The organism is Streptomyces sp. NBC_01197 (assembly GCF_036010505.1).
Taxonomy (GTDB): domain Bacteria; phylum Actinomycetota; class Actinomycetes; order Streptomycetales; family Streptomycetaceae; genus Streptomyces.
On record NZ_CP108569.1, the window covers coordinates 625,975 to 648,837 of the forward strand.

Consider the following 22,863-nt stretch of genomic DNA (forward strand, 5'->3'; position numbering starts at 1 on the left):
AGAAGCGAAGTGATGGCCCGTCAGCCACCTACGTGCCCGGCTTGCAGTCCTCGCAGAGGCAGGAGGATGCCGTCACTCGGACGGATAGATGTCCCCGGCCGCCATGCCGCTCTCCTGCTCGCTCTGCCGGTCCAGCCTGCTCGCCTTGTCCTTCAGCCGACGCCGCTCCTCCGGGTCGGTGGTCCGCTCGGCCGCCTGCTTCAGGTCCTGCGCCTTGGCACGCATCTGCTGGATCCGCCTGCCGCTCTCGCCCGCACCGCTCATCACAGCTCCTGGTGTTCTGGAAGGGGTCCTCTCAGCGAACCAGGTACCGCTTCCTGCCGCATCCCAGACTGTCACGCACCGTATGCACGGGTTGCGATCACTCACTCTCCGTACAGCTCGGCATGCGCGTCCGGGCGAAACCCGGCATCGTGGTCCGGGTACGGGGCCGGTCGTCGTGTGCCGGTGCACACGCGGGGCGTACTCGGATAGGCGCAGCTCAACCGGGAAGCGTGGGCCAACCATGAACACACCTGATTTTCCGGACAGCTACGAACTCGTCTTCGAGAAGACGGGCGAAGGAAGCGACATCGTCCTCGTCCGGCGCACCACGATGACGGGCGCGGGCGGTTCCCCGGTCTACGCCGACGGAACGGGCATCGTGCGCGCGGAGATCAGCCAGGGCGGCGAAGTGCGCATGCTGGCATCAGGAGGCCATCAGGCGCACGTGGCTCCGCTGGAAGTACACCCGCACAGATCCTGAGGCGGCCAATGTCCGGCGCTCGCGGCGACCGGGCCCGGACAGGCATCCGCGAACCACCGGCAAGGAGCAGCAGATGAAAGAGGACAAGCACCCTGCGTACGGGCCGGTCGTCTTCCGCGACCGTTCCGCCGGATACGCGTTTCTCACCAGGTCCACGGCGGGGAGCGACGAGACCATCGCCTGGGACGACGGGCAGACCTACCCGGTGATCGATGTCGAGATCTCCGCGGAGAGCCACCCCTTCTACACGGGTAAGGCCCGGGTGGTCGACTCGGAAGGTCAAGTCGCCAAATTCGAGAGGCGGTTCGGGGACGGCGGGCAGCAGGGAAGCTAGGGCCCTCCGTCTGGATCAGACCGTTCCGGCAGCAGGAGGCGGCGCATATGTCAGCTCGGCCGAAAGTGGAGGTACGGCGGGTGTACGAGGACCCGTCGGACCGGGACGGGGCGCGGGTGCTGGTCGACGGCATCTGGCCCCGGGGCCTCTCCAAGGAGAAGGCGGGCCTGGACGAATGGTGCAAGGCGGTGGCGCCCTCGACCGACTTGCGCAAGTGGTACGCCCATGACCCCGACAAGTTCGAGGAGTTCGGACAGCGTTACCGGAGCGAGCTGGAGGAGACCGACCGGGCCGAGGCGCTGTCTCATCTGCGCGACCTCGCCAAGAAACGGAAGCTGACGCTTCTGACAGCGACAAAGCGCTCCGACATCAGCCAGGCCACGGTTCTCGCCGACCTGTTGCAGAAATAGGGCTGCTGTTCGGCCTCCCGGCCGGCGAGCCGCAGGCCGGTCGCGCGCAGCGCCCAGGCGCCGGGTGCTTGTCACCGCCGCCTGAGCGTGCCACGCGATGCGTCTCCGTATCTGTCTGTGGCTGTTACGCGCCCGCTCCCGGCACCGCGTCGGCCTCCGCCTTCGCGCGGGCGGCCTGGGCCTTGTTCCGCTTGCTGACCACCGCGGCGCTCGCCAGCGCGCTTCCGGCGAAGGCCAGGGCGAGCATCCAGGGCCGGTCGAAGCGGCGGCCGGTGGCGTGGTCGAGGGAGTAGCGTCCCGCGCCCGCGACCCCGATGGCGGCAGCGGTGAAGCCGAGGAACGCCGGGTACTCGTAGCCTCCCGACTGGGCGAAGAATCCGGCGGGCGCGTGGACGGCCACCGCTCCCGCCATGGTGCCGGCGATGGCGGCGCCGGCGACGGGGGTGCCGAGGCCCAGCGCCAGCATCGCCCCGCCGCCCGCCTCGCCGAGGCCCGCGGCGACCGCGTTCTGGCGTCCCGGCAGGAAGCCCATGTGCTCCATCCCCGCCGCGGTCCCCGCGAGCCCGCCGCCGCCGAACCAGCCGAACAGCTTCTGCGAACCGTGTGCGACGAGCACCGCCCCGGTACCGGCCCGCAGGGCGAGCAGTCCGAGGTCGTGTCGCTTGATGCAGGTCATCGGAAGTCTCCAGATCTGTGGCAGCGGATCAGCGGCGACGGCCGCCCGCGGGACAGCGGGAGCGGCCCCGGCGGCGGACGTACGTACCCACTCTCCCCTCCCTGTCCGGCCCGCCCGCAACGGGGTTGGCCCATCCGGCCGAAGTCGCAGGTCACCGCGGCACGCTCCGGCGCGGAACCGCCCTCATAGGGTGAGGCCCATGGAGACACCCGCCGATGAGACGGCAGCCCGCGCGGTCCAGGACGAACTACGCACCCGTGTGGTGCTGGACGAGCCGGGTCCCGCCCCGGGCACCGGGCTCATCACCGGTGTCGATGTGGCGTACGACGACGAGCGGGACATGGTCGCAGCCGCCGCTGTGGTGCTCGACGCCGCGACGCTGGCCGTGGTGGAGGAGGCCACCGCGGTGGGCCGGGTGACGTTCCCCTACGTCCCGGGACTGCTCGCGTTCCGGGAGATCCCGACCGTACTGGCGGCCCTCGAAGCACTCTCCGCCGGACCCGGTCTTGTCGTCTGTGACGGGTACGGACTGGCGCACCCGCGGCGGTTCGGCCTCGCCAGCCATCTGGGGGTGCTGACGGGTCTGCCGGTGATCGGTGTGGCGAAGAACCCCTTCACCTTCTCGTACGAGCAGCCGGGCGTCCGGCGCGGTGCGGAGGCGCCGCTGCTGGCCGAGGGCGGCGAGGAGGTGGGCCGGGCGCTGCGCACCCAGGACGGGGTCAAGCCGGTCTTCGTGTCCGTGGGGCACCGGGTCTCCATCGACAACGCCTGCGCCCACACGCTGCGGCTCTCCCCCGACTACCGGCTGCCGGAGTCCACCCGGCGCGCCGACGCGCTCTGCCGGCGGGCGCTGCGCGAGGCAGTGGCGTAACCACGGCACTGTCCCCACCCGGTCGCCCGCCGGCCGGCTCAGGCCGCGTTCTCCCGTACCAGCGGGAAGTGGCAGGCCACCTGGTGGTCCGCGCCTGCCGGGGTGCTGGCCGGGGGCTCGGTCTCGGCGCAGATGTCCTTCGCGATGGGGCAGCGGGTGCGGAACCGGCAGCCCGACGGCGGATTCGCCGCGGAGGGCGTCTCACCGCCGAGCGGGATGCGGCCGGAGCCCGCCGCCCCGGGGTCCGGGACGTTGACGGTGTCGAGGAGGCCGCGCGTGTACGGGTGGAGGGGGTTCGCGTACACCTTCTCGGCCGGGCCAGACTCGACCAGCTTGCCGAGGTACATCACCCCGACCGTGTCGGCGAGGTAGCGGACCACCGCCAGGTCGTGGGAGATGAAGAGGTACGTCAGCCCGCGCTCGCGCTGCAGTTCGCGCATCAGGTTGAGGATCTGCGCCTGTACGGAGACGTCCAGCGCCGAGACCGGCTCGTCGGCGACGATCAGGTCCGGGGAGAGTGTCAGCGCGCGGGCGAGTCCGAGGCGCTGGCGCTGGCCGCCGGAGAACTCGTGCGGGTAGCGGTCGACGGCGCCACGCGGCAGCCCGACCGCGTCGAGGAGTTCGGCGACGGTCCGGTCCTGCTCGGCCCGGTCGCCGACGCCCTGGATGACGAGCGGTTCGCGCAGGATGGTGCCGATCCGCATCCGCGGGTCCATGGCGGCGGCGGAGTCCTGGAACATCAGCTGGATCCGGCGGCGGTGGGCGCGGCGACGGCCACGGTCCATGGTGGCCAGGTCCTGGCCCTCGAAGACGATCGAGCCCGCCGTGGGGTCCTCAAGGCCGGCGATCATGCGGCCGATGGTGGTCTTGCCGCAGCCGGACTCGCCGACCATGCCGAAGGTCTCGCCCTTGCGCACTGTCAGTGAGACACCGCCGACGGCGCTGACCGTGCCGCGCTTGCGTGAGAACGGGCCGCCGGTGAGCGGGAAGTCCTTGCGGAGGCCGGTGACTTCGAGGAGGGGCACCCCGTCCGGTACGACGGCGCCGGCAGCCTGCCGCTCCTGGGTGAGTGCATCGCCGAGGTTCGGCTCGCCCTCCTCCGGTACGGGGTGGAAGCAGGCGAACCGGTGGTCGCCCTCGGTCAGTTGCGGCTCGTCGGTGCGGCAGACGTCGGTGGCGAACGCACAGCGCGCCGCGAACCGGCAGCCCTGCTGGGCGGTGGCGAGGTTCGGCGGCAGACCGGGGATGGTGCGCAGTTCGGTCTCGCCCTCGACGGCCTTCTCGGGGAGCGCGGCGAAGAGCGCCTGGGTGTAGCGGTGCCTGGGGCGGGCGAAGAGGTCCCGTACGCCGGAGGTCTCGGCGACCTTGCCCGCGTACATCACGGCGACCCGGTCGACCCGGTTGGCGATGACGCCGAGGTCGTGGGTGACCAGGATCATCGCCATGCCGAGGCGGGAGCGCAGCCCGTCGATGAGCTCCAGGATCTGGTGCTGGGTGGTGACGTCGAGCGCGGTGGTGGGCTCGTCGGCGATGAGGAGCTTGGGCTCGCAGACGAGCGCCATGGCGATGGCGACACGCTGGCGCATACCGCCCGACAGCTGGTGCGGATAGGCCTTCATCCGCTCGGAGGGCTGCGGCATACCTACCAGGCCGAGCATCTCCTCGGCCCGCGCCCAGGCCTCCTGCTTGCTGACGGGGCGGTGCAGCAGGAGGGGTTCGGCGACCTGTGCGCCGATGGTCATGGTGGGGTTGAGGGAGGTCAGCGGGTCCTGGAAGACCATCCCGATGGTGTTGCCCCGGACGTCGCGCAGCACGGGTTCACCGGCCGACGCCAGGTCGTGTCCGTCGAAGAGGACCCGGCCCGACGCGACGGCGCCACCGGGCGGCAGCAGCCCGAGGACGCTGAGCGCGGTCATCGTCTTGCCGCAGCCGGACTCGCCGACCACTCCGAGTGCCTCGCCGGGGGCGAGGTCCAGGCTGACGCCGTCGAGGGCGTGGACGGTGCGATTGCGGGACGCTATGTCGACATGGAGATCGTCGATCCGCAGCAGCGGCTCGGTCATGGGAGTGTCCTCCGGGCAGTGCAGGCAGGAAAGCAGGCAGGGGGTGTGGCTACTTCTTCTGGAGCCGTACTTCGAAGGCGTCCCGGAGGCCGTCGCCCACGAAGTTGAACGCGCCGACGACGAGCACGATGGCGATGCCCGGCGGGAAGATCAGCCACCAGTAGCCGTTCTGGGTGTAGGTGATGCCCGAGGAGAGCATCGACCCCCAGTCGGTCGCGGGCGGCGGGATGCTGAGGCCGAGGAACGCCAGATAGCTGACGTAGAGGATGGCGTCGGCGATCTGGAAGGTGCAGTTGACGATGACGGTGCCGATGGCGTTGGGCACGATGTGCCGGAACACCGCGCGGGCTCCGCCGCCGCCCATCATCCGCATGGCCTGGACGTACTCGCGGTCGCGCAGCGAGAGCGCCTCACCACGGACCAGGCGGGCCGGGGACAGCCAGGCCACCGCCGCGATGATCACGATGAGCACGCCCTTGCTGGGCGTGATGATCGCGGCGACGACCACCAGCAGGAACATCGCGGGGATGGCGAGCGCCGCGTCCGTGACACGCATCATCACGGCGTCGGTCCAGCCGCCGAAGTAGCCGGAGACGGCGCCCCAGAGCGTGCCGAAGAGGGTGGCGAGCAGACCGGCGGCGAGGCCGACTTCGAGCGAGGACTGTCCGGCCAGCATCAGCCGGCCCAGCAGGTCGTAACCGAGGTCGGTGGTCCCCAGGATGTGTCCGGGGCTGCCGGGTGCCAGGTTGGCCTGCGCCAGGTCGGTGTGGACCTGGTCGGTGGAGTGGACCAGCGGGCCGATGTAGCAGAACGCGAGGAGCAGGACCAGCACGATCACGCCGGTGAGGGCGAGCTTGTTGCCGGTGAAGACCTGGAGAGTGCGCTTTGCCAGCGAAGGCGTGGCGAGGTCGGCGTCCTCGTGTCCGGGGGCTATGACTGCGGTGCTCATGAGACGCTCCGGATCCGGGGGTCGAGGACGGCGTAGACGATGTCGGTGAGCAGCGATCCGACGACGGTGGCGACGCCCACGACCAGCGTCACCCCGAGCAGTACGGGGAAGTCGGAGCCCTGCGCCGCGTTCCAGAACAGCAGGCCCATACCCGGGTAGTTGAACATCGCCTCGACGACCAGGGCGCCGCTGAACAGCGTCGGCAGATACAGGCCGAGGAGGGTGGCGAGCGGGATGAGCGCGTTGCGCATCACGTGCTTGGCGAGGATCCGCCGGCTGGACTGGCCCTTGGCCATCGCCGTACGGACGTACTCCTCGGTGAGGTTGTCGAGCGTGGCGGAGCGCATGTAGCGGCTGAACATCGCGATGACGCCGAGCGCCATGGTGACGATGGGCAGCACCATGCCGGAGAAGCCGCTGAAGATACTGGACAGGGACTCGCCCTGGGGTGCCTCCGACGGGAAGATGGGGATCGTCTGGCAGAAGACGATGATCAGGATCAGGCCGAGGAAGAAGACCGGCGTCGCGTAGGCCAGGAAGGCCGCCCCGGTCAGCAGGTAGTCGGTGATCTTCCCGCGCCGGACGGCCTGGAGCAGGCCGAGCGGGATCGCGACGATCACGGCGAGGAGCGTGGAGAGCGCCGTGAGCAGCAGTGTCTTGGGGAGCCGCTGCATGAGCAGGTCGGAGACCGGCTGGTTCAGCTTGTACGACACTCCCAGGTCACCGGTGAGCAGCCGCTTCAGATACTCGAAGTACTGGAAGGGCAGCGAACGGTCGTAGCCCTGGGCGTGGTTGAAGTGCTCGATCTGCTGCGGTGTGCCCTTGGGCCCGAGGATGGCACGCGCCGGTCCGCCGGGGAGCATGTGCAGCAGGACGAAGACGATGACCGACACCAGGAAGAGAACGACCACCGCCTGGAGGAGGCGCTTGAGGAGAAAGCCGGTCACTGGTCGGCCCCCTTCTTGACGTAGTACCAGTCCTGCGGGGCGAGGGTCACGGTGGGGTTCTGGTCGACACCCCGCAGGTCGTTGCGGATCACCGACACCTGGTAGGCGGGGTTCGGCATCCACATCACGGGGAGCTGCTGGGAGAGGTACTGGCCGTACGCGTGGATGGCGTCGGGATTGCTGGAGTACTGGACGGCGCGGATCAGCTTGTCTGCCTTCGGGTCCGAGTAGTTGCCGAAGTTGGCGGAGGCGCCGGTCGAGAAGAGCTGCTCACCGCTGGGGTTGAGCGGGTAGTACCAGCTGCCGGCCGTGCCGAAGAACGACATGTCCCAGTCGCAACCCGGCTGTCCCGGCTTGCAGGGTACGGAGTTACCGAGGACCGAGTTGAGCGGCTGCTGGCGGACCTTGAGGTCGATACCGGCCTTGCTCAGCGAGGACTTCAGCTCCTGCATCATGTTGGTGGACTCGGTGGAGCCCGACTGCGAGAGCAGGGTCAGGTTGAGCGGGGCGTTCTTCGCGATACCTGCTCCGCACCGGTCGGCGCCGGTGCCGGGGCGGGTGCAACGGGCCTGGCCGTCGCGGACGGTCCACCCGTGGTCGGCGAGGAGCGCGCGCGCCGCCTTCACGGAGTACGGGTACTGGTTCTTCTGCATCTGCGGGGTGGTGTACTGCGTCTTCGGTGTGACGGGCACCGGGCCCAGCGTCGGGTCGGCGCTGCCCTGCCAGATGACCTTGCTCATCGACTTCTGGTCGACCAGGTGCTGCATGGCCTGGCGGATGTAGAGCTGGCGCATGGCCGCGCCGCCGTGCGAGGAGTTGAAGTTGTAGACGATGTAGGTGGCCGCCCAGCCTTCCCACGGGTCGACGCGGTAGCCCCGGCTCTCGAACTTCTTCTTCTGCGCGAGCACCGACGGCGCTATGTAGCCGTAGTCGACGCCGCCGGAGCGCAGCACGTTGAACTCGGAGTCCGCGGTGGTGAAGGGCTTGAGGACGACCTTGTCCAGATGCGCCTTGTTGTTACCGGTGTACTTCGGGTTGCGTACGAGGGTGACCTGGCCGGTGTTCTGCCATTCGGCTATCTTCCAGGGCCCGTTGACGGTCTTCCAGAGCGGGTCCTTGGAGTAGGCGCCGAGGCTCTTGGAGTGCGCGGTCAGCCGGGCGAAGACCGCCTTGGCGCCGGCGGTGGTCCGGTCCCAGTCGCCGACGGCGCCGCCGTCCTTCTTCGCGTCCCAGGCGGCCTGCGGCAGGGCGCGCATCAGGGTGAGCTGGTTGGCGGTGAACCAGTCGGGGTTGTACGAGCGGTTGAGGTGCAGCCGGACCGTGTGGGCGTCGACGGTCTCGAAGCTCTTGACGTTGTCGGGCATGGTGCCGACCGAGTAGCTGCCCCACTCCGCCTTGTCGGCCTTGACAAGGTTGAACCAGAACTCGATGTCGCGCGCGGTCACCGGCTTGCCGTCGGACCAGGTGATGTCCTTGCGGAGCGGCACGGTGACGGTCTTGTTGCCGTCGCTGTAGACGGGCTTCGTACCCAGCGTGTTGGGCCCGGTGGTGGTGAGGGCGCCGTCCTTCTTCACCGCGTCGTACACCGGCATGAAGAGCAGTGACTGAATGGCGAAGTTGTACGTGGCGCCGTACCCCGGGGCCCCGATGGGGAAGATCCAGTTGGGGGTGGCCGCGGGCGGCAGGGCCATCGTGGCGGTGCCGCCCTCGACGGGTGTGCCGCCGGTGGGCCCCATGTCGATCTTGCCGCCGTCCTGCGAACAGGCCGAGAGGGCCACGACGAGCGCCGCCCCGGTGACCGCTGCGGCGAGCGCGCGACGCCGCGCGGATGAGCGCCTTGGGCGCATGGGTGGGCCTCCATCGGGTTCCAGCAGCGAGCCGACGTGAACATCGGCTGGAGAATGTCTGAAAGTTAGGACGGCCTTCGAAACTAAGTCAAGGGTAAAGATTCGACTTAGGGTACCCTTCCTGGAGCTTTTGATGCCATATGTCCCATATTTCAATGGCGAATTACTGAAAACATTCCCGTTACCCCTGGCGAAAGATGGCCTTGGATCGCTAACTTTCATCGGGACAGCATGAACTTGTTTTGAAATTTCGAAGTAACTGGAAGTGGCCGACTGGCCAGAAGTGGCTCGGTACAACTCCGAGCCGCACGGAGCCACTCGGAACGGTCCGGGGAGCGCGATGACGGGGAGACCAATGACGGACAGCGCATCGAACCAGCAGATTCTGCGCATGGTCACGTCCGGCACCGCGTCCTCACGGGCCGATCTGGTCCGGGAGTTGGGGCTCGCCGCCTCCACCGTCTCGCTCCGGGTGCAGGAGCTGGTCGCGGCCGGGCTCCTCACGGAGTCGGGCGAGGGCGCGTCCCGCGGCGGCAGGCGCCCCAGACTGCTGCGCGTCCCGCAGCAGGGCGGGGTGGCCCTGACAGCCGACCTCGGCTCGCACCACGGCAGGCTGGCCGCCGTCTCCGCGGACGGCACGGTCATGGACGCCGCCGACCACAGCCACGACCTCACCGCGGGACCCGAACAGGCCGCCGACTGGCTGGTGGAGCGGCTGACCGCGCTCGCCGACCGGCAGCGCGCGGCGGGCCGCACCGTACGGAGCGTCGGCATCGCCTTCCCCGGCCCTGTCAACGTCCAGGCCGGCCGGGTGCTCACCCCCTCCCGGATGCCCGGCTGGCACAACTTCCCGCTCCGCGACGTCCTCGCCGACCGGCTCGGACTGCCGGTGACGGTGGACAACGACGCGACCCTGATGGCCGTCGGTGAGCACCAGTCGGCCCGTCCGGAGCTCCAGCACCTCGTCGTCGTCAAGGCGGGCCGCGGCATCGGCTGCGGAGTCATCTCCGCCGGCCGCCCGCACCGCGGGGCCAACGGCTGCGCGGGCGACATCAGCCATGTCCGGGTCGAAGCCGCCGAGGAGCGCCCGTGCAGCTGCGGGAACATCGGCTGCCTGGAGACGGTCGCCAGCGGCGCCGCCGTGCTGCGTGAACTCGCCCGCCGGGGTACCCCGGTGGACGGCACGGCGGAACTGCTGCGGCTGGTCACCGACGGGGACCCGCAGGCGACCACCCTGGTCCGGGCGGCCGGCCGGCACATCGGCACGGTCCTCAGCGTCGTCGTCAACTTCTTCAACCCGCAGGCCGTCGTGCTCGGCGGCGCGCTGGCGTCGGCGGAGCCCCTGGTGGCCGCGGTCCGCGGAGTCCTGTACGAGCGCTGCCTGCCCATGGCCACGGCGGGGCTCGAAATCACCACCACCGTCTCGGGCCGCGACGCGGGCCTGCTGGGCGCGGGGCTGACGGCCCTGCGCACCGGCGCTCCGTACGCCGAAGCGCCCTGATCCCGCCCCCGCCGCGCCCGGACACCCGGCGGGCACGGCCCCGTACCACCCCACCCGCAACCCGGAGAGCAGCGCCACATGACCACCGCCACCCCCGCCCGCCGTCTGCGCATCGCCATCGGCGGCATCGGCATCGAGTCGTCCACCTTCTGTCCGCACCGCTCCACCGCCGACGACTTCCGCCAGACCCGAGGTCAGGAACTCCTCGACCGCTACACCTGGACGCAGCCCGGGTCGGACCTCGACGGGCTCGTCGAGTGGGTCCCGCTGCTGCACGCCACCGCGCTGCCCGGCGGTCCCGTCGAGGCGGGGTCGTATCTGCTGCTCAAGGACGAGCTGGTCTCCCGGATCCGGGCAGCGGGCCCCCTCGACGGCATGGTCTACGACCTGCACGGCGCGATGAGCGTCATCGGCCTCACCGACGCCGAGGGCGATCTGACCGAGGCCGTGCGCGCCGCGCTGGACGCGGTGGGCACCCCGGAGGACCCGGCGTCCGGCCGCCCGATGATGTCCGCGGCGATGGACCTGCACGGGAACGTCTCGCGCCGCTTCGCCGAGCCGGTCGAGCTGCTCACCGCCCACCGGCTCGCCCCGCACGAGGACGCCTGGGACACCCGCGAGCGTGCGGCCCGCAAGCTGGTCGAGCGGCTGCGGCTGCCCGCAGCGGACCGCCGCCCGCACCGCGCCTGGGTGCAGGTGCCCGTCCTGCTGCCCGGCGAGAAGACCAGCACCCGGCTGGAACCCGCGAAGGGGCTGTACGGGCGTCTCGCCGGGATCGAGGCGAAGCCCGGCATCGTGGACGCCGCGATCTGGGTCGGGTACGCCTGGGCCGACGAGCCGCGCTGCAAGGCGGCCATCGTGGTCACCGGTGACGACGCCGAACTCGCCGCAGCCGAGGCCGAGTCGCTGGCCCGTCAGTACTGGGACGTACGCCGCGACTTCGAGTTCGTCGGCCCGACCGGCACCGCGGATGAGTGCATCGCGGCGGCGGTGGCGTCCGACCGCCGCCCGTTCCTGATCAGCGACTCCGGGGACAACCCCACGGCCGGCGGCGCGGGCGACCTCGCGTACATGCTCGGCAAGCTGCTGGAGAACGAGGAGATCGCCTCCGGCAGGGTGACCGCCGTGCACCCCGGCATCACCGACCCGGCCGCGGTCCGCGCCTGCTTCGAGGCCGGGATCGGCGCCACGGTCACCGTCGGTGTCGGCGGCAAGGTCGACACCAGCCAGGGCGGACCGTGCAAGATCACCGGCACGGTGACGGGCCTGCAGCGCGCGGCCGACAAGACGGACCGGGCCGAGGGCGGCGCGTACGACCGCGGCTGCGACCTCGCGGCGATCACGGTCGGCGGACTCACGGTCGTCGTCACCGGGCAGCGCAAGCCGTTCCACACGGTCGCCGACTTCACCGGACCGGCGCAGGGCGGTCTGGGCATCGACCCGCGCACCTTCGACCTGGTCGTCGTGAAGATCGGTTACCTGGAGCCGGAGCTGCACGACATGGCGGCGGACTGGCTGCTGGCCCTCACCCCCGGCGGCGTCGACCAGGATCTGCTGCGCCTTGGCCACCACCGGGTGGAGCGCCCGCTGTACCCCTTCGACGAGGACGCGTACGAGAGCGAGGGCGGCCCGGACCTGACGCCGGTGCTGCTCTGACCCAGCGGACAGCAGCGGTGCGGCCGGCCCCCGCCCGTCCGTCACGACCACGGCGGGCAGGGGGCTCCGGAGACCCGATAGACCCCGGCTATCAAGCGTATTCGTCAATCGCGCATTGTGACGGACCCCTCCCCTGAGCGAGCCTGGCCAGGACCGGCAGCAGCGCCGGCAGGTCCAGCGAAGGGGAGGGCATGACAAGCGTTGCGCAGGAGAATCAGGTTCCGCGGCACCTTCGGCTCAACTTCATCGACGGGCAGTGGCTCCCGGCGGAATCGGGACAGCTCAGGGAGAACATCAATCCCGCCGCCCTCTCCGATGTGATCGGCGAGTTCACCGAGTCCGGCGGCGTCGACGTGGACCACGCCGTCGACGCCGCGGCCACGGCCCTGCCCGCGTGGCGAGCGCAGGGGCCGATCGCGCGCGCCGGATATCTCACCGCGGCGAGCCGCATCCTCGGTGAGCGGGCGGCGGAGGTCGCGTCCGTCATCACCCGCGAGCAGGGCAAGCTGCTCAGCGAGGCCCGCGGCGAGGTGGCCAGGGCGCGGGCCGTCATCGACTTCACCGCGGGACAGGCCCGGCTGCTCGGCGGGGTGACCGCGCCCGCGGAGGAGGAGCGCACCTTCGCGTACACCTTCCGCAGGCCCATCGGGGTGGTCGGTCTGGTGGCCCCGTGGAACTTCCCGCTCGCCATTCCCATGTGGAAGGTGGCGCCCGCGCTGCTCTCGGGGTGCACGGCGGTGCTCAAGCCGTCCCCGCTGACCCCCCTCACCTCGGCGCTGCTGGTCGAGATCTTCCAGCAGGCGGGGGTCCCCGACGGGGTACTGAATCTGGTGCAGGGCGATGCGGCGGCGGGCGAGGCTCTGGTCGCCAACCCCTCGGTCGCGGGCATCAGTTTCACCGGCTCGCTACCGGTCGGCACCGCCATCCACAGCGGCGGCGCGCACCGGCTGCTGCGGACCCAGCTCGAACTCGGCGGCAAGAACGCGCTGATCGTCTGCGACGACGCCGACGTCGGCAAGGCCGTCGACGCCGTCGTGAACGGCGCCTTCGGCCAGGCGGGCCAGCGGTGTTCGGCCACCAGCCGGGCCGTGGTGGATGTCCGGGTGCGGGAAGAGTTCCTCGACCGGCTGGTGGAGCGGGTCGCCGGTCTGCGGGTCGGGCCGGGCGACGATCCGGCATCTCGGGTCTGCCCGGTCGTCAACACCGTCCGGATGGACGCGGCGCTGGCGGCGGTCGCCGGGGCGCAGCGCGACGGCGGCAAGGTGCTGTGCGGAGGGGGCCGGGAGGAGCGGGCGGATCTGCCCGATGGCTGCTATGTCCAGCCGACCGTCATCCGTGATGTGCCGGCGGACAGCTCTCTGGCGCAGGAGGAGGTGTTCGGACCGGTGCTGGCCGTGATCGACGCGGACGGCTTCGACGAGGCGATGTCGGTGGCGAACTCGGTGAAGTACGGGATGTCCGGCACCGTCTTCACGGCGTCCCAGTCACGGGCGTTCGAAGCCATCGAGCGGTTCGAGGCGGGGATGCTCCATGTGAACCGTCCGGGCGTCGGGGCGTACTCCCATCTCCCGCATGTCGGGTCGAAGGCGTCGCAGTACGGCCCGCCGGAGTGTTCCCCCGAGGTGTGGGATTTCTACACGGAGTGGCATTCGGCCTGCATCAGCTACTAAGGGCTGTCCCGCAATTCCTGGTGGATCAGCGCGCGGCGTCAGATGCGGTGCATCGCAATGCGGAGGGACGTTCGCATACTGGATGTATGTGGACGTTCCGACAACGCGGCGAGGTGCCGTAGCTGTCGTCGCGCGCCCGCCGGGAATTGCGGGACAGCCCTTAGGGATCTTCAAACGCGATTGCGGTGCCCGGGAGGGCATGTGGCCCTGCCGGACACCGCATATCAGAACCGGGACATCAGAATCGAGATCTCGGGGTCGGGAGGATCAGCAGGCGCCGAGGTCCTGCCAGACGCCCCAGTCACCCGTGGTTCCGGGTGTTTCGCCGGTGGTCCACCACTTGGCCTTCCAGGTGTGGCCGCCGTACGAGACGGTGTTGCCGCCGACGTAGACCGCCGTCTTGTTCCACTGCGCCGCACTGCAGGCGGTGGCCCCGCCGGTGACGGTCAGTGTGTAAGTGGCCGCGTGGGCGGCGGAACCCGTCTTGCCGGTGACCGTCAGGGCATACGTGCCGGAGACGGCGGACGAGGTGGTGGAGACCGATAGGGTCGCGTTGCCACCGGCGTTGACCGAGCCGGGGCTGACCGATGCGGTGACGCCCGCCGGGGCGCCGCTTACCGTCAGGCCGACCGGCTGCGCCGAGCCGGCGGTGACCGCGGTGTGCACCGAGGACGTGGTGGAGCCGCCGGCCGCGACGGTGGCCGAGGCCGGGGAGAGCGAGACGGAGAAGTCGTTGGCCGGGGGCGGTGTGGTGCTGCCACTGGTGAACGGCTCGAAGGTGTGGGCGAACTGCCAGGTGCTCTGGTCGATGCCGGAGCAGGAGTCCGAGCCGCCCTGTCCCGGGCAGCCGCCGTTGTCACGCTGAAGGGCCCAGATGGACAGGGTGTTGATGCCCTTGTCGACAGCCCAGTTGTAGACGGCCGTGGCGTTGGCGGTGGTGAACGTCTCGGCGGCCCCGAAGTCGTCGATGCCCGGCATCTCGATGACGCCCATCGAACCCCATAGCTGCGCGTCCGTCTTCGACGGGTACAGCTTCGCCAACTGGTCGTGCAGGCCCTGGGCCGCGGTCTGGGTGTCGTTGGCCATGTCGTGCGTCGCATTGTCGTAGTAGTCGAACGTCATGATGTTCGTGACGTCGATCCTGGCGCCGTTGGACACCGCGTTCTTCAGCACGGCCAGACCGCTGGAGGCCAGACCGTGTGTGGTCGTGGGCAGCGTGTAGGAGAACTCGACGGCGCGCCCGTTGGCGGCTGCCCAGTCCTCCACCTGCTTGACGGCCTTGTTGCGCCGGTCGATGCCCGCGGCGTTGGTGAGGGAGTTGTCCTCGGTGTCCAGGTCGATCCGGGTGATGTCGTAGGTGGTGACGACCTTCTCGTATGCGGCGGCGATCTGGCTGACATCGGTGCAGCTGTCGGCGATCTCGGTGCCGGTGTTGTCAGCGGTGTAGCCGCCGAACGAGGCGATGACGTCACCGCCCTTGGCCTTGATGGTGCTGATGTCGCTGCCGAAGCTGGCGGACGAGACCGGCGTGCTGCTGTCGCCGTTCCAGTACGGCGTGCACGAGCCCTTGCTCGCTGCCTGGAGGAACGCCATCGTCAGGTATTTGCTGCCGGACTGCTCGGCCAGGGCGGCCGGGCTGTCGCCGGTCCAGGCTTCGAAGTACGGGGCGTACACATGCGCCGGCAACGGCGTCGCCGCCTGAGCGGATCCACTGCCGACCGTGACGAGCCCGGCCGCGGCCGCGGCTGTGACAAAGGCAGTGAGAAGGGTACGTACAGGTCTCATGCGAGTCTCCTGAGAACACCGGTTGGAGGGAGCGGAAGCGCGGGGCGCGTCTACGGGCCCCGCGATGCCCGGCGGGCCGGAACAGGTGGGGGCTGCCAAGGCCCCGGCCGGGCATCGCGGGAGTTGCGGAATGATCAGCAGGCACCCAGGTCCTGCCAGACCCCCCAGTCGCCCGTGGTGCCGGGCTCCTCATTGGTGGTCCACCACTTGGCCTTCCAGTTGTGGCCCTTCCAGGAGACCTGCTTGCCGCCGACATAGACCTCGGAGGCGCTCCACGACGGCGAGGTGCAGGTACCGGAGGGGGGCGGGGTGACCGGCGGCGTGGTGGGCGGCGGCGTCGTCGGGGGCGGAGTGGTCGGCGGCGGAGTGGTCGGCGGTGTCGTCGGGGGCGCCGAGCACCCGGACGCGGACCCGTTCGTCGCGGACACGATCTTGTTGAAGAGGGTGGCCGCCGGGTCGAGGTCGAGCAGCGAGTACATCATCGAGCCGCCCAGGCCGTGGCAGTGCGCGTAGTCGGCCTTGGCCTGGATGCTCTGGTCGCCGAGTCCGGTCCAGAACTCCGTCCCGTTGTAGAAGTAGTTGGACTGCGAGGCCGCGTCGTAGAAGGTGGTGGACGGGTTGGCGACGATGCCCGTCAGTTCCTTGTAGTACGCGGTCCCCGGGACCTGGCTGGTACCGCGCGCCGGCGCCGGCCCGGTGGCCGGCTGGTACAGGCCGTGTTTGCTGTCTGCCGAAACGCCCGTCCAGCCCCGGTAGTACAGCGGGTAGCCCATGGTGATCTTGTCGGCCGGGAACCCGCCCGGGATGCCGTAGGCCGGGTCACCGGTGGTCCATGCCTTGATGGCGTTGTCGGTCGAGTACTTCTCGGTCCCGGGCGAGACCGGCGTCGACGGATCGTCGGGCGACACGTACGTCGGGTCCTGGTGGTTGGTCGGACCGGTCGCGTCCCAGGCGCCGTGCATGTCGTACGTCATGACGTTCGCGTAGTCGAGGTACTGGCCGAGCTTGTCGGTCTCAAGGTTCGCGATTTTGTCCTGGCCGGCCGGCAACGCCGCGGTGAGCAGCATCTTCTTGCCGCCGTTGGCGGCGCCGTAGGCATCCAGCTCGGTGCGGAACTCGGCCATCAACTTGGTGTAGTTGGCCTTGTCCGCGGTGCTGTAGTGGTTGCCCGTGTGGCCGTTGGGCGAGCCGGGGTACTCCCAGTCGATGTCGAAGCCGTCGAAGATGCCGGCCGCGGAGCCGTCTCCGCCGTAACCGCCCTGCACCGGCAGGTTGCCCTTGATGAACATGTCGATGCAGGAGCTGACGAGCTTCTTGCGGCTGGCGTCGGTCGCGGCCGCGTCGGAGAAGTACTTGGAGTACGTCCAGCCGCCGATCGACGCGATGATCTTCAGCTTCGGGTACTTCGCCTTCAGCTTCTTGAGCTGGTTGAAGTTGCCGACGATCGGCTGGTCCCACTTGTCGGCTACACCGTCCACGCTGATGTCGGCGCCGAAAGACTTCTGGTAGTCGGCGAAGGCATCGCCCGCGCCGTCCCCGGCGTTGGGGTCGCTCTCGTTCGTCGAGTCAGACGCCTTGGTCGCCTCGAAACAGGTGTGGCTGCTCGGGTCGATGTTCTCGAACGAGTAGTTGAGGATGTCCAGCTTGCCCGCTATCCCCTCGGTGTCGAGGTTCTTGGGGTAGAAGGCGTTGCCGTACACACTCCACTGGTCGTAGTACGCGATCTTGACGCCCCCGCTGCTCGCGGCGGCAGCCAGCGGCTTGGCGGCGGACACGGAGTCCGCCTGGGCGCCGGAGACGCCGGCTGCGAGTGCGGTGAGCACTCCCGCGGCCAGCGCCGCGCTCATGGCGGCGGCCATGAGCGTTCTCTTCCTGGATTGCACGGGAACCTCCAGATGGCGGATGTGGCACACCGGCTCGCGCAGCACGGTTGATAAGGAGATATCCGCGGCTGGAGGAGACGTCAATAGTCTGGACCAATTAAGGACTAGACCAATTCCTCCGAGGGCTACGTTGTCATGGGCCTGACGCTGGCTGATCGGGACTGGACCAAACCCCGGGCAAAATCACTGATCGCCGGGGCAGGCCGTGGGTGACAGCAACCGGCGGTGCCCCTCACCGGGATCCGGTCAGGGGCACCGCCGGCTGGCAGGTGAGCCGGCGTCAGCCGCCGACGACCTCCTCGGCCAGTCCGAACGACAGCGTCATCCCGGCGCCGCCGACCCCGTTCACGACGGTGACGCCCGGTTCGGGCTCGACCACCAGTTGCGAACGGCCGTCCCGCAGCGACGGGTAGTAGCCGCTCCAGCGCTCGGTGATGGCCGGGTTGGGCAACTGGGCGAATGTGCCCAGATAGTCGACGACCGCCTCGTTGATCTCCTCGCTCTCGAAGGGGTGGAGAGTCTGGGCGTACGCATGGCTGTCACCGATCGTCAGCCGACCGTCCGCGGTCTGGGAGAGCAGGACATGCACCCCGTTCTCCCGGTGGAAGGGCAGTTCCTCGCCCATCCGGGCCGCCAGCGCGGCCTTCGACTCGCAATCGTCGAAGGCCGCGTAGTGCAGGAGGGTCAGCCCGCCGCAGAGCATCGGGCCGAGCTGCCAGCCGGCCGGCTGGGCCCCGGTGCGCATCATCTGGAGTTTGCACCGCATCAGACCGCTCTGGGCGAAGACTTCGGGGTACAGCGTCGCGAAGTCGTTGCCGCTGCACACATAGGCCCGGTCGGCGTGCCACTCGCCCTCGGTGGTGGAGACCGTCGGCAGCGAGATGTCGCGTACGGTCGTGCCGAACCGGATGTCGACGCCGTACTCGGTCACCAGGTACTTGGCGACCGCCGGGATGGCGAGCCTCGGGTCGACGTTGAGCTCGGTCGGGCTCCACATCGCGGCGAGCAGACCGTCGGTGCGCGCCGTGGCGCTGAGGTCGCGGGTCTCGGCCGGCGTGATCATCCGGCTACCGCGGTCCCGGGCCGGCGGTGTGATCGCGAGGAACTCTTCGAGCACCGCGACCTCATCGGGGTGGTGCGCGAGGTGCAGCGATCCGGTCGGTGCGGCCCAGAGGCCGGACTTGGCGGCGATCTCCAGCCAGATCTCGCGCGTCCGCAGGGCGCGTTCGTAGACCTCGCCGCGCTGCTGGCCGATCGACCAGATCATGCCGAAGTTGCGTATGGAGGCGCCGACGGCGAAGTCGTCGCGCTCGAAAAGGACGACGCGGTCCCCCCGTCGGGCGGCGGCGAGTGCGTGAGCGAGGCCGACGATGCCTCCGCCGACGACGGCGGTGTCGGCACGGTTGACGGTCATGGGATCTCCTTCTCGGTCAATGCAGCAGTGGGTGCATGAGTGCGTGCAGGAGGCTCAGGTCGCGGGGCGCGGTACGCGGTTCCAGTGCGGGAGCATCAGCAGCCCGGCGAGCAGCGCGGCCCCCGCGAAACCGGTGAACAGCACACCGCCGGAGAGGAATCCGGGAAGCAGGCCGCCGAGGATGGCACCGACCGAGCCACAGCCGTTGACCAGCCCCGCGGCGGTTCCCGCGCCCTTGGCGCTGCCGAAGTCCACGGCGGCGACACAGGAGATCATCGCGTCGGCCGCGTACACGGCGAGTCCGATCACCGCGAGAACGGCGATCATCACCTCGACGCTGCCGGCCGCGGTGAGCGGCATGAACAGAGCGAGGGCCACGGTCAGAATGCCCAGGGCGAGGACGCACGCCGGGACCCGCCGGGACCGGAACAGCCGGTCGGACACCCAGCCCACCAGGATCGGGGCGAGGACGCCGGTGACCCCGAACGCGATGGGGATGAGCGTGGCGCCGACCTTGTTGATCTCGGGCAGCCGTTGGCTGACGATGACCGGTCCCCAGAGCAGGATGGCGTAACGGGCGGGCTTGAGGAGGAAGTAGCAGAGGCCGAGGGTGAGCACCATGCGGTCGCGCAGGGTCTCACGGTAGAGGCCGATGGCAGAGCGACGCGGCCCGGCCGGCGCCACGGGTCCCACAGGTCCCACAGGTCCCACTGGTTCCGCGGAGTCCGTCGGCTCCGCGGGGTCGGTGGCTCCGATGGCTCCAGTGAGTTCGGTGTCTTCGATGACTTCGGTGGGTTCTGGGGGTTCCGGAAGTCCCACGTCTCGGGGCGAGTTGCGCTGCAGGAGCACGAACAGCAGGAGTACGACGGCGAGCGTGGCGGCGCCGGAGAGGAAGGCGGCCCGCCAGCTGTTGAGCAGCGAGTAGGCGATCCACCCGAGGAACGGCGGGGCCACGAGCCCGCCGAACGCGTAGTTGGTGCTCCACACACCGAGCACCCGGCCGCGCTCCCCCACCGAGAAGAAGTTCCCCATGTTCTTGCAGAGGGGCGCCCACCCGGCCGACTGGGACAGCCCCTGGACCACCATGGCGCCGCCGAACACCAGGAGCGCGCTGTTCAGCCCCATCAGGCAGGCCGCGGCGATGGCACCGGCCATCCCGCCGATCACCACCACGCGCGGCCCGAACCGGTCGGCCCACATGCCCCAGAGGAACTGCCCGGCCGCGTAGGCCGCCAGATAGACCGCGTCGATGATGCCGAGGACGTGCTCGGTGAGCACCGTGTTCACCGAAGGGTCGTCCAGAATGCCCAGCTTGGCCACGGAGAACGCTTGCCGGACGAAGTAGAAGCCGACGTACGCGAGCCGGGTGATCGCGAAGATCTGCCGTCGCCAACGGCGGGCGCGCGCCGAACGGAGCAGCGGTGAGACCTCTTCGAGCGCCTCACGTGTGGTGACGGGGGTTCCGGTCGGTGGTGGTTGCTGGAGTGGGGTGTCTGCCATGGCGGTGTCCTGTCCTCGGCGCGGGGGTGCGGGGGGAGGGATCGGAGTCGTACCTGGGCATGGCTCGGCCCCGGCGCGCGCCTCGACAGCGCGCGCGCCGGGGCCGGGTCAGTGGTGCGGGGAACGTTCGTTTCGGGAGCGTTCCGGTCAGGTGGTGAGCGGCCGGTCGGCCGCGAGTGCGGTGCCCACCCAGTAGGCGTCGAAGTTCCGGAGCCGGTGTCCCTCGGGGAGCGGCCCGGTCGGGGCGTTGACCAGGAACGGCACACGCTGCTCCGTCAGCCCGCCGTGCGAGCGCAGCGGCTCCTCGAAGCCGGAGATGTCGTGGCGCGCCGGGGTCGTGCCCAGCGCCGTGTTGCGTTCGGCGATGACGACGATGTCGCCGATCCGGTCCGGCGGCAGCTCGAAGCGCTCGCAGGCCTGTGCACGGGTGAGGACGGTGTCGACGCCGTCCAGCGTGGTGAGCGCGGCGACCAGCGGCGCCACGTCGGTGGCGGCGGGCAGATGCACGGTCGCGTACGAGCCGAGCGCCCCGTGGTGCACGGTGTACGGATCGGTGATGGGCAGCACGACCCGCGCCGTCCCCTCGCCGAGCCGTGCGTCCAGGACGTCCTGGAGGAACACGACCCGGGCGTCTCCCCCGGCGTCGCTCTTGGCGTTCATCCCGTGGTCGGCGGTGACGACCAGGACGGCGCCCAGTGCGTCGATCCGCTCGAAGTAACCGTCGAGCATGGCGTAGAAGTCGTTGGCGACGGACGAGCCCGGTGCGTGCTTGTGCTGGATGTAGTCGGTGAGCGAGAGGTACATGAGGTCCGGCCGCTCCTGCTCCAGGACGTCCGTACCGGCTGCCATGACCAGTTCGCTGAGCCCGGCGCTGTACACGGACGGCAGCTCCATGCCGACGCGCTCCAGCACCTTGCTGATGCCGTTCTCCTCCTCCGTGACCTGGTCGGCCTTCTCGGCGGAGAAGCACATGCCGTCGACCAGGTCGCGCCCCAGCAGCCTGCGCAGTTTGTCCTTGGCCGTGATGACGGCGACCTTCGCCCCGGCCGCCGAGAACGCGGCGAAGAGGGTGGGCACCCGCAGCAGCGCCGGGTCGTTCATCATGACCTCGGTGCCGGATGCGGTGTCGTAGAAGTAGTTGCCGCAGATGCCGTGCACCGAGGGCGGTGTACCGGTTGCGATGGACAGGTTGTTGGGGTTGGTGAAGGACGGCATGGTGCAGTCGGCCCGCAGATCGCTGCCGTGCTCCAGCATGCGTTCCAGGAAGGGCATCCGGCCGTCTGCCACGGCCCGTTCGTGGTACGCGGGCTCGCTGCCGTCGATGCAGACCACGACGACCGGCCGACGGGGCCGGCCGTAGCCGCGCCCGTTCACATCGAGCACATCGAGCCGTCCGGCAACAGGTTCCTTCATGTACGGATCCACCCCTGAGGTCGTAGTCCGGAGCGGTGGCTGCCGCTCTCCTTTTCATGGGTAGCACCCGCCACCACGGGTGGAGAACCACCGGAATCGCTATGGCGGTCATAGCTGTGCAGGGACCGGCGCACCCCCTCCCCACCAGGGCCGTTCGCCGCTAGGCTCGCCGCGCGGACGGTCGGTGAGCAATGTCAGGAGGCCTGTGGAACTCAACCTCCACCGATTGTGGATCTTTATGCAAGTGGTCGAGCACCACGGCTTCTCGGCGGCGGCCCAGAAGCTCTACATGAGCCAGCCGTCCGTCTCCAACCAGGTACGCAGACTGGAGCAGTCCCTGCGGGTCACCCTGGTGGACCGCTCCGGCGCCAGGACCCGGCCCACCGCCGAGGGCGAGGTCCTGGCCGAGTACGGCAAACGGGTCTTCCTGCTGGCCGACGAGGCCGTCGCGGCGGTGCAGCAGGTGAGCGGGCTGATCTCGGGCCGGCTGCTGATCGGCGGTACGACGACGGTCGGCACCTATCTGCTGCCGTCGCTCCTCGCCCGGTACCAGTCAGCGCATCCGGGCATCGAGTGCGACATCTTCGTGGGCAACAACGAGGCCGTACTGGAACGGCTGGCCGGGGGCGGAATCGGGGTCGCGGTGGTGGCGGGGGCGCCCACCACGGCCCAGCTCGTCGTCGAACACGTACTGGACGAGCGGCTGGTGCTCGTCGCCGCGCCGTCGCATCCGCTGGCGGGGGCCGGCGAAGTCGGTCCCGCCGAGCTGGCCGGCTCCCGGTTCCTGCTGCGCGAGCCCGGTTCACAGACCCGCGAGCTGCAGGAACAGGTGCTGGCCGAGTGGGACTTGACGGAGGTGTCGCACGGCGACATCTGGGGCCCGGAGGCCGTCAAGCAGTGTGTGGCCGCCGGGCTCGGGCTCGCGCTGATCTCCGAGCACGCGGTCGACGGTGATGTACGGGCCGGTTCGCTGGCCGTGGTGCCGGTCAGCCCGCAGCCGCGGTCCCGCCCGATCAGTCTGGTGAGCCGGCGCGACCGGCTGCTCTCCCCCGCCGAGCGGGCGTTCATCGCCCTGCTGCGCACGACCGGCAGCTGGCCCCGGGAGTCGTCCGGCGGGTAGGCCTGTCCGGCCGGTCTTCGTGGGCCGGTCTTCATGCGCCGGTCTTCATGGGCCGGTCTTCGGGAGCCGGTCTTCGTGG

At 69.8% G+C, this 22,863-nt stretch carries 19 protein-coding genes; 8 read left to right on the forward strand and 11 right to left on the reverse strand.

Features of this window, described 5'->3' with window-relative positions; translation table 11 throughout:
• Positions 1-72: 72 nt before the first annotated feature.
• Entirely contained in the window at positions 73-264 is a 192-nt protein-coding gene (locus tag OG452_RS02850) for a DUF6381 family protein (protein ID WP_327294003.1), read from the reverse strand.
• Between the two features lie 241 nt (positions 265-505).
• Between OG452_RS02850 and OG452_RS02855 the strand changes: the two genes are divergently transcribed.
• The 3 genes from OG452_RS02855 to OG452_RS02865 all read left to right on the forward strand — a co-directional run bounded on the left by OG452_RS02855 (position 506) and on the right by OG452_RS02865 (position 1,489).
• Positions 506-745 carry a DUF6296 family protein gene (locus OG452_RS02855; RefSeq protein ID WP_327294004.1) on the forward strand — a complete coding sequence of 80 codons (240 nt, stop codon included), beginning with the start codon at positions 506-508 and terminating at the stop codon, positions 743-745.
• Between the two features lie 73 nt (positions 746-818).
• Complete coding sequence (locus OG452_RS02860; RefSeq protein ID WP_327294005.1) at positions 819-1,079, forward strand: type B 50S ribosomal protein L31; 261 nt, start codon at positions 819-821, stop codon at positions 1,077-1,079.
• A gap of 47 nt (positions 1,080-1,126) precedes the next feature.
• Positions 1,127-1,489: a DUF488 domain-containing protein gene (locus OG452_RS02865; protein WP_327294006.1), complete on the forward strand. Its 363-nt coding sequence runs from the start codon at positions 1,127-1,129 to the stop codon at positions 1,487-1,489.
• A 124-nt stretch (positions 1,490-1,613) separates the two neighbouring features.
• On the opposite strand, the gene OG452_RS02870 is transcribed toward OG452_RS02865, so the two are convergent.
• Positions 1,614-2,165 carry a DoxX family protein gene (locus OG452_RS02870; protein WP_327294007.1) on the reverse strand — a complete coding sequence of 184 codons (552 nt, stop codon included), beginning with the start codon at positions 2,163-2,165 and terminating at the stop codon, positions 1,614-1,616.
• Between the two features lie 199 nt (positions 2,166-2,364).
• On the opposite strand from OG452_RS02870, the gene OG452_RS02875 reads away from it, so the two are divergent.
• On the forward strand, positions 2,365-3,036 hold the full coding sequence (locus tag OG452_RS02875) for an endonuclease V (RefSeq protein WP_327294008.1): 672 nt from the start codon (positions 2,365-2,367) through the stop codon (positions 3,034-3,036).
• A gap of 38 nt (positions 3,037-3,074) precedes the next feature.
• On the opposite strand, the gene OG452_RS02880 is transcribed toward OG452_RS02875, so the two are convergent.
• Genes OG452_RS02880 through OG452_RS02895 form a run of 4 tightly spaced genes read right to left on the reverse strand, consistent with a single transcriptional unit; the run spans position 3,075 to position 8,842 of the window.
• On the reverse strand, positions 3,075-5,099 hold the full coding sequence (locus OG452_RS02880) for an ABC transporter ATP-binding protein (RefSeq protein ID WP_327294009.1): 2,025 nt from the start codon (positions 5,097-5,099) through the stop codon (positions 3,075-3,077).
• 49 nt (positions 5,100-5,148) lie between these two features.
• Entirely contained in the window at positions 5,149-6,048 is a 900-nt protein-coding gene (locus OG452_RS02885) for an ABC transporter permease (protein WP_327294010.1), read from the reverse strand.
• Entirely contained in the window at positions 6,045-6,995 is a 951-nt protein-coding gene (locus OG452_RS02890) for an ABC transporter permease (protein ID WP_327294011.1), read from the reverse strand. Before OG452_RS02890 ends, OG452_RS02885 begins: the two co-directional genes overlap by 4 nt.
• Complete coding sequence (locus tag OG452_RS02895; protein WP_327294012.1) at positions 6,992-8,842, reverse strand: peptide ABC transporter substrate-binding protein; 1,851 nt, start codon at positions 8,840-8,842, stop codon at positions 6,992-6,994. The genes OG452_RS02890 and OG452_RS02895 overlap by 4 nt, the downstream gene beginning before the upstream one ends.
• A 355-nt stretch (positions 8,843-9,197) precedes the next feature.
• Between OG452_RS02895 and OG452_RS02900 the strand changes: the two genes are divergently transcribed.
• From OG452_RS02900 to OG452_RS02910, 3 genes are all read left to right on the forward strand, one after another.
• Positions 9,198-10,343, forward strand: coding sequence for an ROK family transcriptional regulator (locus OG452_RS02900; RefSeq protein ID WP_327294013.1), 1,146 nt, complete (start codon positions 9,198-9,200; stop codon positions 10,341-10,343).
• Positions 10,344-10,421: 78 nt separating this feature from the next.
• Positions 10,422-11,999 (forward strand): M81 family metallopeptidase, encoded by a 1,578-nt coding sequence (locus OG452_RS02905; RefSeq protein WP_327294014.1) that lies wholly within the window; start codon positions 10,422-10,424, stop codon positions 11,997-11,999.
• A 191-nt stretch (positions 12,000-12,190) separates the two neighbouring features.
• Positions 12,191-13,669 (forward strand): aldehyde dehydrogenase family protein, encoded by a 1,479-nt coding sequence (locus OG452_RS02910; RefSeq protein WP_327294015.1) that lies wholly within the window; start codon positions 12,191-12,193, stop codon positions 13,667-13,669.
• A 267-nt stretch (positions 13,670-13,936) separates the two neighbouring features.
• Here the strand turns inward: OG452_RS02910 and OG452_RS02915 are convergent, their stop codons facing one another.
• The 5 genes from OG452_RS02915 to phnA all read right to left on the reverse strand — a co-directional run bounded on the left by OG452_RS02915 (position 13,937) and on the right by phnA (position 21,664).
• Positions 13,937-15,454, reverse strand: a complete 1,518-nt coding sequence (locus tag OG452_RS02915) for a chitinase (protein WP_327294016.1) — start codon at positions 15,452-15,454, stop codon at positions 13,937-13,939.
• A gap of 134 nt (positions 15,455-15,588) precedes the next feature.
• Positions 15,589-17,313, reverse strand: a complete 1,725-nt coding sequence (locus OG452_RS02920; RefSeq protein WP_327294017.1) for a glycosyl hydrolase family 18 protein — start codon at positions 17,311-17,313, stop codon at positions 15,589-15,591.
• A 304-nt stretch (positions 17,314-17,617) separates the two neighbouring features.
• On the reverse strand, positions 17,618-18,751 hold the full coding sequence (locus OG452_RS02925) for a TIGR03364 family FAD-dependent oxidoreductase (protein ID WP_327294018.1): 1,134 nt from the start codon (positions 18,749-18,751) through the stop codon (positions 17,618-17,620).
• Between the two features lie 54 nt (positions 18,752-18,805).
• Entirely contained in the window at positions 18,806-20,251 is a 1,446-nt protein-coding gene (locus OG452_RS02930) for an MFS transporter (RefSeq protein ID WP_327294019.1), read from the reverse strand.
• A gap of 147 nt (positions 20,252-20,398) precedes the next feature.
• Positions 20,399-21,664 (reverse strand): phosphonoacetate hydrolase, encoded by a 1,266-nt coding sequence (gene phnA, locus OG452_RS02935; protein WP_327294020.1) that lies wholly within the window; start codon positions 21,662-21,664, stop codon positions 20,399-20,401.
• Positions 21,665-21,869: 205 nt separating this feature from the next.
• On the opposite strand from phnA, the gene OG452_RS02940 reads away from it, so the two are divergent.
• Positions 21,870-22,784: a LysR family transcriptional regulator gene (locus tag OG452_RS02940; protein ID WP_327294021.1), complete on the forward strand. Its 915-nt coding sequence runs from the start codon at positions 21,870-21,872 to the stop codon at positions 22,782-22,784.
• Positions 22,785-22,863: the final 79 nt, after the last annotated feature.